General features: G+C 45.7%; 12 protein-coding genes. 9 read left to right on the forward strand and 3 right to left on the reverse strand.

The window, feature by feature from the left end:
- Nucleotides 1-7 precede the first annotated feature (7 nt).
- From ACMQ5W_RS15535 to ACMQ5W_RS15555, 5 genes are all read left to right on the forward strand, one after another.
- Nucleotides 8-1087: a mandelate racemase/muconate lactonizing enzyme family protein gene (locus ACMQ5W_RS15535; RefSeq protein WP_419025964.1), complete on the forward strand. Its 1080-nt coding sequence runs from the start codon at nt 8-10 to the stop codon at nt 1085-1087.
- 9 nt (nt 1088-1096) lie between these two features.
- The gene (locus ACMQ5W_RS15540) at nt 1097-1798 is read left to right on the forward strand and encodes an aspartate/glutamate racemase family protein (protein ID WP_419025965.1); all 702 of its coding nucleotides are present in this window, start codon (nt 1097-1099) and stop codon (nt 1796-1798) included.
- A gap of 5 nt (nt 1799-1803) precedes the next feature.
- Nucleotides 1804-3183, forward strand: coding sequence for an aminopeptidase (locus tag ACMQ5W_RS15545; protein WP_419025966.1), 1380 nt, complete (start codon nt 1804-1806; stop codon nt 3181-3183).
- Nucleotides 3184-3206: 23 nt separating this feature from the next.
- Nucleotides 3207-4121, forward strand: a complete 915-nt coding sequence (locus tag ACMQ5W_RS15550; RefSeq protein ID WP_419025967.1) for an MBL fold metallo-hydrolase — start codon at nt 3207-3209, stop codon at nt 4119-4121.
- A gap of 104 nt (nt 4122-4225) precedes the next feature.
- Nucleotides 4226-5011: a hypothetical protein gene (locus ACMQ5W_RS15555; protein ID WP_419025968.1), complete on the forward strand. Its 786-nt coding sequence runs from the start codon at nt 4226-4228 to the stop codon at nt 5009-5011.
- 311 nt (nt 5012-5322) lie between these two features.
- Here ACMQ5W_RS15555 and ACMQ5W_RS15560 read toward each other — a convergent pair whose 3' ends face one another.
- The 3 genes from ACMQ5W_RS15560 to ACMQ5W_RS15570 form a co-directional block, all read right to left on the reverse strand.
- Entirely contained in the window at nt 5323-7056 is a 1734-nt protein-coding gene (locus ACMQ5W_RS15560; RefSeq protein WP_419025969.1) for an ABC transporter ATP-binding protein, read from the reverse strand.
- A 189-nt stretch (nt 7057-7245) separates the two neighbouring features.
- Complete coding sequence (locus tag ACMQ5W_RS15565; protein ID WP_419025970.1) at nt 7246-7998, reverse strand: alpha/beta fold hydrolase; 753 nt, start codon at nt 7996-7998, stop codon at nt 7246-7248.
- Nucleotides 7999-8110: 112 nt separating this feature from the next.
- Nucleotides 8111-8377, reverse strand: coding sequence for a CD3324 family protein (locus ACMQ5W_RS15570; protein WP_419025971.1), 267 nt, complete (start codon nt 8375-8377; stop codon nt 8111-8113).
- Between the two features lie 202 nt (nt 8378-8579).
- Between ACMQ5W_RS15570 and ACMQ5W_RS15575 the strand changes: the two genes are divergently transcribed.
- The 4 genes from ACMQ5W_RS15575 to ACMQ5W_RS15590 all read left to right on the forward strand — a co-directional run bounded on the left by ACMQ5W_RS15575 (nt 8580) and on the right by ACMQ5W_RS15590 (nt 13415).
- Entirely contained in the window at nt 8580-9248 is a 669-nt protein-coding gene (locus tag ACMQ5W_RS15575; RefSeq protein ID WP_419025972.1) for a response regulator transcription factor, read from the forward strand.
- 7 nt (nt 9249-9255) lie between these two features.
- Nucleotides 9256-10098 carry a sensor histidine kinase gene (locus ACMQ5W_RS15580; RefSeq protein ID WP_419025973.1) on the forward strand — a complete coding sequence of 281 codons (843 nt, stop codon included), beginning with the start codon at nt 9256-9258 and terminating at the stop codon, nt 10096-10098.
- A 97-nt stretch (nt 10099-10195) separates the two neighbouring features.
- Complete coding sequence (locus ACMQ5W_RS15585) at nt 10196-10858, forward strand: ABC transporter ATP-binding protein (RefSeq protein ID WP_419025974.1); 663 nt, start codon at nt 10196-10198, stop codon at nt 10856-10858.
- A 4-nt stretch (nt 10859-10862) separates the two neighbouring features.
- Nucleotides 10863-13415 carry an ABC transporter permease gene (locus ACMQ5W_RS15590; protein WP_419025975.1) on the forward strand — a complete coding sequence of 851 codons (2553 nt, stop codon included), beginning with the start codon at nt 10863-10865 and terminating at the stop codon, nt 13413-13415.
- Nucleotides 13416-14144 lie beyond the last annotated feature (729 nt).

Consider the following 14144-nt stretch of genomic DNA (forward strand, 5'->3'; position numbering starts at 1 on the left):
TATGACGATGAAGATAACCAATATACAAATAGAAAAGTTTTCTATTCCCTTTACCGAGCCTTTTCAGGTGGCCTTCGGACTGATCACCGATAGCGAAAGCTGGACGGTGAAAGTGATGACCGATGAGGGGATTTATGGTCTTGGTTCAGCGGCACCGCTGGCCTTTGTGACGGGAGAAACCATGGATACCTGTTATCTGGTTCTGAAGATGTTTGCAGAGGCGCTGATTGGCTGCGACCCGATGGACATCAAGGGCGCTCACGCTCTGATGGACGGCCTGATCTACGGAAATGGGTCTGCAAAATGTGCCATGGATACAGCCCTTTACGATATCATAGGCAAAAAGAAAGAACTGCCCCTCTATCGACTGCTGGGCGGAACGGACCCTGCGGTCTATAACGATATCACAATCGGAATCGATGAAGCGGCAAAGATGTGTGCAGAAGCCAAAAAATACGTAAAAGAAAAGGGATTTCACATTCTGAAAGTGAAAACCGGTATTGATCTGCAGCAGGATATAGAAGCACTGAGACAGATTCGCAAAGAGGTAGGGGAAGAGGTACGCATTCGTGTGGATGCCAATCAAGGATACGACATGGAAACGGCGTTACAGGCCTGCAGAGAGCTGGAAGCTTTGGGAATCGAGGCCATGGAGCAGCCACTGCCGTGGTGGGATTTTGATGGGGCGGCCCAGCTGAAACGCAGAAATGAAACGACCGTAGCTTTGATGCTGGATGAATCGATCCATTCTCCCTATGATGCCAAAAGGGCGATAAAGCTGCAATGTGCAGATTATTATAATATCAAGCTGATGAAGTGCGGCGGCCTTTATCACGGCGTGCAGATTGCAGACATCGCCCAAGATGCCAGCGTTGGCTGCATGGTAGGCTGTATGCAAGAGAACAAAATCAGCTTGACGGCGGGTATCAGCTTGGTAGCTGCGAAGAAGGCCATCGTAGAAGCGGACTGCGACAGCTTTATGTTTTTTCCAGGAGATGACGACGGCATCCCAGGCGGTTTTACCCGACAGGGGGGCGTTTTCACATTGACAGAAAAGCCGGGACTGGGCATTGAGTTGGATTTTTAGGAGATAGATATGGATGGAGCAATCGGAATTATCGGCGGTATGGGACCTATGGCCACGGAACTTTTTTATAAAATGGTCACAACCCATACCTCTGCCAGCTATGACCAGGAGCACATCAGAATGATTTTGCTCAGTGATACTTCCATGCCGGATCGGACTGCCGCAATTGTCAATGGAGAGGATGAAAAGCTCAGAGAGCAGATGCTGCAAGATGCCTTGTTTTTGCAGGATAGCGGCTGTAGGGCCTTGGCGGTGACCTGTAATACGGCGCATTTCTTCATGGATTCTATAGAGCAGGCTTTGGACATTCCAGTGATCCACATGATCCGCGAAACGGCCTTTGAAATGAGCAGCCTTTATCCCCAGGGAAAAATCGGCATTATGGCGACCCAGGGAACCATCGAAACAGGTCTTTATCAGCATGCTCTGTCGGATTGTGGTTTAGAGCCACACATTCCAAAAGCATCGGTTCAGAAGGAAATCATGTATCAGATTTACCAGCGGGTAAAGGCAGGAAGGTTTTATGATCGACAGAGCTGGAAACGAATAGAAGAAGATTATAGGAATGCAGACTGTGACTGCGTTTTGCTGGCTTGCACAGAACTATCGGTGATTAAGGAGCAGGAACATTTGAACAGCTGGTTTGCTGACCCAATGGAAATCCTGGCAAAGAAGGTTATTCTCTTTGCAGGAAAAGAATATAAGGAGTAAAATAGATGGAAAGAGCTAGTGCATGGCAAAGTTATGACGAAGGAGAACTGTTGCAGCTGGAAGCCCTTTGCAGGGAGTACAGAGCGTTTCTGGACAGAGGAAAGACAGAAAGAGAGTGTGCCGCCCTGGCCGTTTCCATGGCAGAAGCAGCCGGATACAGGGATTTGAAACAGATTGCACAGGACGGTGAGACTCTCAAAGCAGGAGACAAGGTTTATACGGTCTGTATGGGAAAAGCGGTGGTCCTATTTCATCTGGGTGAGAAAAATATAGAAGAGGGAATGAATATTTTAGGTGCACACATCGATTCACCCAGGCTGGATGTGAAGCAGAATCCTTTATACGAAGACACAGGCTTTGCATATCTGGATACCCACTACTATGGCGGAGTGAAGAAATACCAATGGGTAGCACAGCCTTTGGCCATCCACGGCGTGGTGGTCAGAAAGGACGGACAGGTAATTGATGTTGTCATCGGTGAAGAGGATGATGATTCCGTAGTGGGAATCACAGATCTGCTGCCTCACCTTGCAGCAAAGCAGATGGAAAAGAAGGCGTCTGTGGTCATCGAAGGAGAAAACCTGGATGTGCTGTTTGGCAGTAAGCCCCTGACAGGTGAAGCGGAGGATGGGGTGAAGGCGAACATCCTGAAGCTTTTGCAGGAAAAATATCAGATGGAAGAGGAAGATTTTTTCTCTGCCGAACTGGAAGTGGTTCCAGCTGGAAAGGCCAGGGAGGCGGGCCTGGACCGCAGCATGATCATGGCTTACGGTCAGGATGACCGAGTCTGCGCGTTTACCTCTCTCAAGGCCATGCTGGATGTAAGAGAAGTAGAAAAAACGACTTGCTGCATTTTGGCAGACAAAGAAGAAGTCGGCAGCACGGGTGCCACGGGGATGGAATCCAGATTCTTTGAAAACGCAGCAGCGGAGCTCCTGGATAGAATGGGCGCCTACAGCGATCTGAAGCTGCGCAGAATGCTGGCGGGCTCCAACATGCTGTCCTCTGATGTCAGTGCAGCCTACGACCCCCTCTTTGCCGATGCCTTTGAGCAGAAGAACGCAGCCTTTGCCGGAAGAGGCATGACATTCAGCAAATATACGGGAACAAAAGGGAAAATCAATTCTAACGATGCCAACGCAGAGTATATCGCCAGAATCAGAACCATCATGGACGATGCAAAAGTCCACTATCAGTTTGCCGAGCTGGGCAAGGTGGATATGGGCGGAGGGGGAACCATCGCCTATATCCTGGCACACTTTGGCATGAATGTCATCGACTGCGGCGTATCCGTCCTTAACATGCACGCCCCTTGGGAAGTGACCAGCAAAGCGGATATCTACGAGACAAAAAAAGGCTATGAAGCATTTTTGAGAAGGATGTAATAAATTTTAAGGAGAGATGAATTATGACGTGGTTAAAAAATTATCCAAGAGCGTATTATCAAAAGTATGAAAGAGTCCAGGTACAGAGAGACTATGGATGGTATCAGGTTTACAAGCTGCCGAAAAACGTATATGCCATCTGTGAACCCCAGCATTTTCAAGAGGTAAACTTCTTTCTCATCATGGGAGAAAGCCGCGCGCTGCTGCTGGATACTGGTGAAGGCTTTTGCCCGATCAAACCTTTGATTGAAGAGCTGTATGATGGAGAAATTATCGCCTTCAACAGTCACTTCCATTTCGATCATATCGCCTCCAATCATGAGTTTCAGCCGATTCACGTCTTTGAGGATGACTATGTAAAGCATGTGGCTGAAAATGGTCTGCCAAAGGAGGCCCTGGGCGCCCAATTAGACGAAGAAATGTTCCAGTTCGGTTACCCGCAGACCCTGGATGCGGAGAATTTTTACATCAGGCCTTATGAAACAGAATACGTTGCAGACGGCGAAGAATTTGATCTGGGTGATCGCAAAATACAGGTATTACATACACCGGGACACAGCAACGACTGCATCATGCTCTACGATGAGGCCAATAAGATTCTTTTTACAGGGGATACCTTCTATCTGGGGGCACTCTACGCCCACTTTGACTGCGCTGAATTCGGCCACGGAAATCTGCAGCAATATTATGAGACCATGAAACGCCTCACTGCAGCGATTCCACAAGACGTAAAACTGTACTGCTCCCACAATGACTTTATTGCTGACTGGCATAAGCTGCAGGAAACAGCCGACGCACTGGCGCATATCCTCCATGGCGAAACCGCAGGGGAGAGAGAGGTCGCTGTCGGTCATACCTATTTAGAAGGTGGAAAAACAATCAGTGAATATCCTTGCGATGGATTTTCCGTTGTCTATAATACGTCGCATTTGAAGTAAAAGAGATCAAAACTCTGCAATTTATTTATTAGATTTGCAGAGTTTTTGATTGCTATTGTATTCCCCATACATCTAATGTAAAATAATGGAAAAGGAGGATGGAGATGTATAATAGCAATTTATATGTAAAAGAAGATCTGGCCTTTCAGCAGTTGCTGCGAAAAAAGTATATGCAGCAGCTGCGAGGTCTCCCCACAGGGGGATTGTCTACCTCGATCATTAAAAATCAAACTTACTACTATAAGGTTTTGGACGGAAAGAAAACGTATATAGGAAGGGCCGATTGTAAAGAAGTAGCACAATTGCAGAAGCGCAGATTTATCGAAAATTCTATGAAACGTATTGATCAAAATTGTGCATTGATGGAGCAACTGCTGAAAGGATATAAAAGCGTAGACCCCGAGGCGGTAATGGCAGAAGAAAAGAGAGCCTATAAGACGCCGCCGGAATGCTGTTTTTCTATGTCGGGAATTCATAACCGTAAAAAATGGGGCAACATGCCATATCGTAAATATAAAGGATTTCCCGCAGGGTTGAAGCACAAGACCTTAAAAGGAGAGAAGGTTAGATCCAAGTCAGAGGCATTGATTGCCAACCTGCTTTTTATAAAAAACATTGAATATCATTATGAAGAAGAAGTTAACATTGGAGGGAAAACGGTCCCACCGGATTTTCGAATTTATGTGAAGAGCCAGAACAAGTTTCTACTTTTGGAGCACTTGGGCCTCCTTGTAGATGAGAAGTATCGGAATGATGCTCTGGAGAAGATGGAGTTGTATTTTTCCAATGGATACAGACTCTACGATGACATAGTATTCACCTGCGATGACTTGGATGGACGGATCAACACTTTGGACATCGGAAAACTCATTGATGACTACTGCGTGTGATTTGTACAATAGAGTTAGGTTTTTTGGGTTCCTGGAGCGTTACTCGCGTAACTGAAAAGGATTTTAAGAAGAAAAAAGACCGGGCGGCATCGATTTTTCAGAGCACCCGGTCTTTTTCTGTGTTGAAATACTGAAATTCAGTGAATAGGTTACTTTTCTCTGGATTTTAACAGAATAAATACGCTCAATTCTTTATAAAAAATAACCAATAATCAATTTTGGGGAAAATAGTTACGCGAGATTTGTCTGCAACCGCCAAAAAACCTAACCTTATTGTACAGCGGCGGTCAGCGGCTGCCGTCAGTTACTACCTAGTCCCTAAACTGATATTGATACAGCTCGGCGTACATGCCGCCTGCTTTGATCAGTTCTTCATGGCTGCCCCGTTCGGCGATGCCCTCGCTGGTGAGAACGATGATTTCATCAGCGCTTTTGATGGTCGATAACCTGTGGGCGACGATGATGGAAGTACGCCCGCGGCCCAGTTCTTCAAGAGACTGCTGAATGAGCATTTCTGTCGCATTGTCCAGGGCTGAAGTCGCTTCGTCCAAAATAAGGATCGGTGGATTCTTGAGGAAGACTCTGGCGATGGAGATTCGCTGCTTCTGGCCGCCGGAAAGTTTGATTCCTCGCTCGCCGACCTGTGTATCATAACCGTTTTCCATCGTCAGAATATAGTCGTGAATGTTGGCTTTCTTAGCTGCTTCAATGATTTCTTCATCAGTGGCATCCAGATTGCCGTAAGCGATGTTCTCACGAATGGTCCCGTTAAACAGGAAGACGTCCTGTGCCACCATGCCGATGTTTTTTCGCAGGGCATAGCGAGAGATATTGCTGATATCGATGCCGTCTATGGTGATATGGCCAGAGTCGATGTCGTAAAAGCGAGGAATCAGATGGCACATGGTGGTTTTGCCGCTGCCGGATGGACCGACCAGAGCCAAGGTTTTTCCCTGCTTGATATCCATGGTCAGATTGCTGATGACAGGTGGCTTATCTTCGCCATTGTCGCTGGATTCGTAGCTAAAGGTTACATTTTCAAAGCAGATGTTGCCGTCCAGGTGGTCAGGTTCCAGAAGGTTTTCTGCATCTTCCTCCTCTTCCGGCATGTCCATAATCTCACAAAATCGATTGAAGCCGGTCATACCCTCCTGCAATTGCTCATAGAAGGCAACCAGCTTGTTGACTGGATTTAGGAACATCGTCATGTATAAAAGATAGGCGGCGAATTCTCCTGTGTTGATTTTTCCGTAGAAGAAAAAGAGTCCGCCGGCAGATAAGACCACCAGATAGAGCAGATCCATGAACAGTCCCATACCAGAGTTGAAGATTCCCATTGCACGGTATGCTCCTGCTCGAGAGCGTTTCAGATTTTCGTTAACCTGGTCGAACTTTTCGTTTTCGTGTTTTGCAGCAGTGTAAGCCTTTGATACGCGAATGCCCGCAATGGCGGTTTCCACATTGGCATTGATTTCAGCGGTCTTCACGCGGGTTTCTGTAAAAGCGGCGTTCATCATCCTCTTTGTTTTAAATGCGAAGAAGAGCATGAACGGAAGCACTGCAAAGGTAATGCAAGTCAAAGCGATGTTGATTTGTGCCAGCATGATAAAGGCGCCGATCAAAATGATCAGTGAGAGAAATAGATTCTCAGGACCGTGGTGGGCCAGCTCAGACACTTCGAAGAGGTCGTTGATCATCCTCGACATGACGGAACCGGTTTTGTGCTCATCGAAGAAAGAAAATGGCAGTTTTTGCAGATGGCGGAACAGCTCCCGCCTCATATCCCCTTGAATTCTGACACCTACGATATGGCCCCAATACTGAATGATGTAGTTGAGTACGGCCTTCAATATATAGATACCCAAAAGCACGACGGCCCAGGTCACAAAGAGCCGGATGTTTTGATTGGGTACATAGTCATTGATGATGTTCTTTGCAATGACGGGATAAAACAGGTCGCAGCATGCCACGATGAATGCACAGACCATGTCTAAGATGAATAGCTTTTTATGTGGTTTATAAAATCTCGCAAATTTTCGAATCATTCTTGTCCTCCTTATGCTATAGCACCCCGCAAGCAACCTGCCGCTGTTTGCTTTACAAACAGGGAGAGGGCTTTACGCGGCTAGGCGCTAGTCGTAAATGAAAATATTCGCTCCTTATAATATACCACAAAATGAGTCCCTAAATCCAATAATCAGTCAGGATTTGGGACTCATTTTCTTGCAGATCTCCTATGTCATAAAAAACTCCTCCGCCAAAGAGAGAAAAGCTTCTGCATTTGTGAGCATGGCGGGATGTCCTCCAGAAGAAAACAGATGTATTTTACCTTTTGACACCAGTTCTGCCATTTGCTTGTACTCGCCCGCCATATCCTCTCGACACATATCGTCCTGAAGGCTTCCGGTGAATAATATGGGGACTTCTAAGTTTTCTAACGGCTTTTGAAACAGGGGCAGCTTCTTATCAGCGCATTCCACAAGTGCCTCTGTATTGAGATCCACGACAGACTGCCAATCTTCTCCCTGACACCATTCATAGAACTGTTTTGAAAAATCATCTTCCTTAGCCGCGGCTCTCTCTGCAAGCAGATTCTTGGCAAAGTCATCGGGGAGGGCTCTTCCGTCAAAGCTGTCCGCTATGACGCTGCCGATCAGATTCGGACGTTCAAGGGCTGCATTGACAGCTGCCCACGCGCCGCCACTTGTACCGATTAAATTGACTTTGTCGTAATGCAGATACTCCAGAAGTGCAATGACCTGTTTGGCCTGGGAAAACCACAAATCCGCCGGAAATGCGCTTACTCTGTCTGATCTTCCGTTGCCTAAAAAATCAATTAGAATCACCTGGAAGGAATTTTGATACAGAGGGAGCAGTAGTTCGAACATTTTTGATGATGCCGTATCTCCATGCAGCAGCATTACCGGCAAACCGGAACCTATTTCCTCGAAATAAATATTTTTATCCTGGTACTTAAAATATGCCATGTGTATACCTCCTCTTTCAAAATCATTATATCAACTGGGAAATAACTCTGAAACCTCATACTTTCTCTTCAAACAAAGATGTGCCTGAAAAGTCATGGCACATCTTTCTATCTCATTTTTGCTGTTTTATAATTCGCTGTATGCTCTTTTCCGTGAGAAAATACTTCTCTGACAATTGCCCAAGGTCCATTCCATTTTGAAAATCTACGTATATCTGACGATTGCGAGAAGAGAAAAATTGTTTCGTATCGGTGTTTTCACCCCATAGTTTTCGGTTTTCCTTCTTTTTTGGAATGTAAATAATCTGCCCCTCTACATACTCCTGTAATTGTTCGAGCAGTTCTTTCGGCAATAAGTCGATCGGATTTTGATAGCCCATTGTGCACCTCCTAAATGTAATTTTTCAGGATTAGCAAAGGCCACTGTTATTCTTTTCGTTACGTGCTAGCAGCCTTCGCTATGCACAAATTCTATTTCCCATTCGTCAGGCTCCTTTCTCTTATGGTTACAGGGTAGCATATTTTGAGTTTCTTGTCACGAACCTTTTCTTTGTGATACAATAGAAAGCAGAGGAGGGTGACATGAAAAAAATAGCAATGATAGAAGACGACCAGTTGTTTAACGAGGCGTTATACCAGTTTCTCGTGAAAGCGGAATATGAAGTGAAACGGGCATTTTCTTTTGGTGAAGGCCTTTTACTGATTGATGACCATCCCGACCTGATGATCATCGACATCAATCTCCCGGATGGCGAAGGGCTGGATTTATGCAGACGGGCCCATGAGTACAACCATATTCCAGTCATTTTTCTCACCGCCCGCGATGAAGAAGAGGACATGATCCGCGCTTTTGACCTGGGTGCAGACGATTACCTGGTAAAACCATTTCCTATGAAGGTGTTGCTCAAACACGTGGAAGCTGTGCTCAGAAGGACAGAAGAAGAGAAAAATCTGTTTCACTATATGGATTTGGCCGTGGATTTGGACAGCAGACAGGTGACTTATCAGGGCAGGGACATCAGGCTGACTGCCAAAGAGTACCAGTTACTTGCGATTCTAATCAGAAACAAGGGGCAGGTGGTAACAAAGGAATTGATTTTGGACCAGGTATGGGACCAGAGCGGCGCCTTTGTGGAAGAACACACGATCAACGTGACGATGAGCAGACTGCGGAAAAAGATAGAGCCGGATCCGGCAAATCCAATTTTCATCAAAAATGTTTTTGGACTGGGTTATGTTTTTGGAAAGTAGGGGGAAAATGTTTCAGCGGAAAAAAGAAATGGAAGTCCTTTCTCAGGCTCTGGAGAAACTCATCAGCGGCGAATCTGCTGATCAGATTCTGCGCGACGAGGATACACTGCCGTCAAAGGTCGAGCATCAGATTTTGCGCCTTTCTGACAAGATCAGAGGGCAGGAAGCGCAGCTGACCAAAGACAGAGATGAAATCAAAGGGTTGATCAGTGAAATCGCCCACCAGCTGCGTAATCCTCTTGCTAACATGGAAGGGTATCTGCAGCTGCTGGAGGAAGAAGGAAACAGCAGAGAGCAGGAACTGTCATATATCGAAGCTATCGCCGCATCAGAAAAGAGAATCCGTTTTCTCACAGAGAGTTTTATCAAAATGGCCAGACTGGAGAGCAGGGTCATTCAAATCAAGAAAGAAGCAGCCCCTCTCAAAGATACATTGCTGAAAAGTATCTTACAGGCGGAGGCCGGCGCAGAAGAAAAAGGCATTATGATCAGGCTGCAAATGGATGAAAACTTACAGATTGCCCATGATGTCAATTGGCTCAGTGAGGCGGTATTCAATCTCCTTGATAATAGTATCAAGTATTCATCCCCCAATTCATATATCGATATAGAGGTACGGTGTAACGAAATGTTCGCAGAAATTTCGGTCAGGGACTTTGGCATGGGCATCGAAAAAGGTGAAGAAAATCTGATTTTTAAGCGGTTCTATAGAGGAAAAAAGATAACGAACCAGGAGGGTTTCGGCCTGGGATTATATCTGACTAGAGAAATCGTACTGCAGCATCAGGGATTTATGAAAGCCTCTGCTCTGGAGCAGGGGGTGAAAATTTCAGTTTTTCTACCAGCTTAAAGGCATGTGCGAGACGCCACGCCTTTTTTTCTTGTTTGTAACTACCTTGTGAGTCTTAGCTGCTATGATGAACTTATAAAGTAATAGGAGGTTAGAGATGGAAGTGCTAAAAACTACTGATTTGAAAAAAATATACCAAACGCCATCTGGTGAGGTAAGAGCCTTAGACGGCATTAATATTTCTATAGCAGAAGGCGAGTTTATCGCAATTATCGGTTCTTCGGGCAGCGGCAAGACGACGCTGCTCAATATGCTGGGCGGTCTCGATGATCCCACCAGCGGCGATATCATCGTCAGAGGAAGAAACCTGACGACCCTTACGAGCGAAGAATTGACCGTGTTTCGCAGAAGAAATATTGGTTTTGTCTTTCAGAATTACAATTTGCTGCCCATTCTCAATGTCAGCGAAAATATCACGCTGCCCCTGAAGCTGGATGGCATGGGACAGGATTTGAACTTCTTCGATCAAATTACGGACAGCCTGAAGCTGAAAGACAAGCTGTACAGCATGCCCAATACCTTATCGGGAGGGCAGCAGCAGCGAGTGGCCATTGCCAGGGCGTTGTCCATGAAACCAGCCGTCATATTGGCTGATGAACCAACTGGCAATCTGGATTCCAAGACTGGTATCGAGGTAGTGGGACTCCTGAAAGCCAGTGCTGCCAAATTCAGCCAGACCATCGTGGTAGTCACTCACAACGAGGAGATCGCGCAGATGGCAGACCGGATGATCCGCATCGAAGACGGCAAGGTAAGGTGATCCCATGAGAAACAATAACCGAGAAATCATCCGCCTGCTGGCCTTTGCCAGTTATAAGGAGAACAGAGGCCGCAACCGCATTCTCATTGGAGCGGTAGCCTTTGTTGTCATCACCCTCTTCGGCGTATTCAGCCTCTCCATCGGCAAAATCGAAGCGGATTATCTGCTTTACTTGAGAACTTCTGGTACATCAGCCTATACGACGCTAGAAAGACCGACGGATCGACAGATTAAAACCATTGAAGGCCTCAGCTATATAAAAGAAACGGGGAAATCAGTGTATTTGGGCAGTACAGACGTCTTCACCTGCGAAGTTTTAGATAAAAACGCATATGAGACCATGCAGCTGCCCGCCTATACCGATGTTCACGGAGACTATCCGTCAAAGGAAAACGAAATCATGCTGCCGATTCGTGCCCTGAAGGAGACAGGCATTGAAAATCCCAAGCTGAACATGAAAATCCCAGTAAAACTGACACTAGACAGCGGAGAGACGATTAAAAAAGAATTCCGGCTTTCCGGCTTCTACACGGAGTACGTTGACCCTTCTGTAGCGCCGCCGCGAGGATTTTGTTCTCAGCAGTTCTTGGACAGCTTACCTGTCGACGTCGAGATGAATTCTCTGCTGCTGATGCAGCAAAACGACACCCTTGAGGATGAGCAGATAGAACAGAAGCTGTATGACGACGTGCCGATGAGGGACGATACCCAGCAGTTTTTTGGCGGAAATTCCATGAGCTACCAGTCTGTTTACGATTTGGCGGGAGGTTTAGACACGGCATTTTTATTAACTGTTGTGATTTTGCTGGGCGCTTATCTGCTGCTGAACAATGTATTGCAGATATCTCTGAACAGAGATATCCGTCAGTACGGGCTGCTGAAGACTCTGGGTACTACCAAAGGACAGCTAAGGCGTATCGTCTATCGTCAGGTGACAAAAACCGTCCTGTGGGGCAGTGGGATGGGCGTGGTCATCGGCAGCGCAGTAACCCTGCTGATCATACCGAAACTTCTTTCCAGCATGTATCTCCACGGTCTGGGAAACGCCTCGACCATGATTGCGTTTAAACCATGGATTCTCATTTTTGCAGTCACTTTTGGGGCAGTCGTGACTTTCCTCAGTGCATCCATGGCCATGAGGAAAGTGATCAAAATGTCACCTGTAGAAGCGGCAAAGTTTACAGAACAGAGGACGGAGACAAAGGAAAAAGTAAAGAAGACCACGAAAGGCGGGGCTATTGCTCATATGGCCTGGAGGAATATTTTCCGCTTTCGCAGACGGTTCTGTATCACCGTACTATCCCTGGTTCTCGGTATCACCATTTCTCTTTGTGCGATTGTCCTCTCAAAAGGAACGGATCAGACCAATCAGATTAACTATGAGAATTCGGATTTTAGTATCATATCTCATATGAACGCCATGCAGGTGGAAAACTATAGTGATGACGACGTTTTTATAAAAGACGATTTTAAAGAAAAGATTGAAGACTTGGCAGGTATTGAAGAAGAAGTCGTCGTTCACGGCGGCTACGGCAGAGTTTTTAGTGATGAAAAGGCCTTGGCGCCGAGAATCGCCTCATGGGGTTATGACAAAAAGACCTCGTTCGCTTTCGTCGTCCAGGCGCTCAGTGATGATATCCTGAAGCAGATCAAATCCTTTGCAGAAGAAGAGGGGCTGACTGTAGACGTGGACCGCGTGTTAGACGGAAATGGATTTATGATTCTCCACTATCACAACTTGTCCAGAATTATGACGGAGAAGAGTGAGAAAACCATCGGCATGCCGTTGAACATCTATAATTTAGCAGGAGAACAGACGGGCACGCTTTCCTGCAGCGGGTACTTGGATTTCACCAAGAAAGGTCTGCCGAAATTTAAGACGACGTGGAATGGATCGGGCATCCTGTATCTGCTCACTAGTGAAGAGGGCTTTCAGAAGATGAACCTGACGGAGCAGACTTTTGGCATAGAACTCAATGTAAGGCCGGAACTGGAGCCTCTGCTGAAGAACCAGCTGAACCTATTGATTGCCGACTACAACAAGACCATAGCGCCCAAGAGGAAACTGGGCGAGCATACGGCAGATAAGGAAATGATTTTGTTTAATGCGAAGTCAGATGTCATGGAAGAAGCGAAGGACTACCTTACATCCAGCAGAATTGTCATGGGGGCGCTCTGCACGATTTTGATTCTCATGGGCCTTGTAAACTATGTCAATGTTACGATGACAGGACTGGCCTTACGGCGTAAAGAATTTGCTGTCATGGAGAGTATCGGACTGACACGCCGGCAGCTGCGAAAGCTGCTGTTGATAGAGGGGGTCTTCTACAGCCTTGTCGTGACGGTTGCGACGATGATTTTTGGAAGCGGTCTTCTGTTTGCACTCAAATGGATTATGAACCAAAGAATTGCCTATTTTGTATTCAGTTATCCGTGGGGCTGGCTGGCAGTCTGCATCGCAGGAATTTTTGCCATCTGTATCTCAGTACCGCTTTTGATGTATAAAAAGACAGAAAAAGAAAGTGTGATCGAGCGATTACGATATTATACAGATTAGCTCTGTAATAATTTCGTAAGACATCGTTCACCATTTCATCACAAAATCATACCTATATACTACATAAATTTTCTGTATAATTGAACTGTCAAAAGGGGTTATAGAAAAATCTAAAACAGGGCTTACCTGTCAGGAGGGAATTATGAGTGACAAAATGAGTGAAAAAGAAAAGAGGGATTTAATTTATTTGTGGCTGCTAAAGCACGCACACGAAACGTCCAGTACCATGACGATGATGAAGTCGTGGTCATTGGAATCTTGAAAGTACATATAGAAATCAAAGAGGAGCGGATCACTTTTGAGTGAACGCTCCTTTTAACGTTTATATGAACGATGTCTATTCTAATTCTTAAAAATTCTAAAGAAATTCAGCTCTGAATTGTAATGCGCAAGTCAATATGATAATATGGAATCATATAAGAAAGTTACTATTGATGAAGAAAGGTCAGGTAGAGTATGAATCTGGGACAGAGTATTATGACAGGACTTGTAGCGGCAGTAGGATTTTTTTTAACATGCGTTTTCGTAGGAATGGTTTTTTCTGATTATCTCATAGTTCTCTTTATGGTATCTTTTTTTGTTGGATTGATCGTGACCTGCACCAGCGTGATTATCTATGAGATTGGGAAGCTTAAAGAAGAAGTAGCCCAAAACAGTTCCTCGGGTGATTGAGATTTTGGAAAATTATGGAATTGGTCTTGCATTTTTACAAATTTTGATGTAAAATTA

Origin of the sequence: Emergencia sp. (genome assembly GCF_048465375.1) — a bacterium.
Lineage (GTDB): Bacteria > Bacillota > Clostridia > Peptostreptococcales > Anaerovoracaceae > Senimuribacter.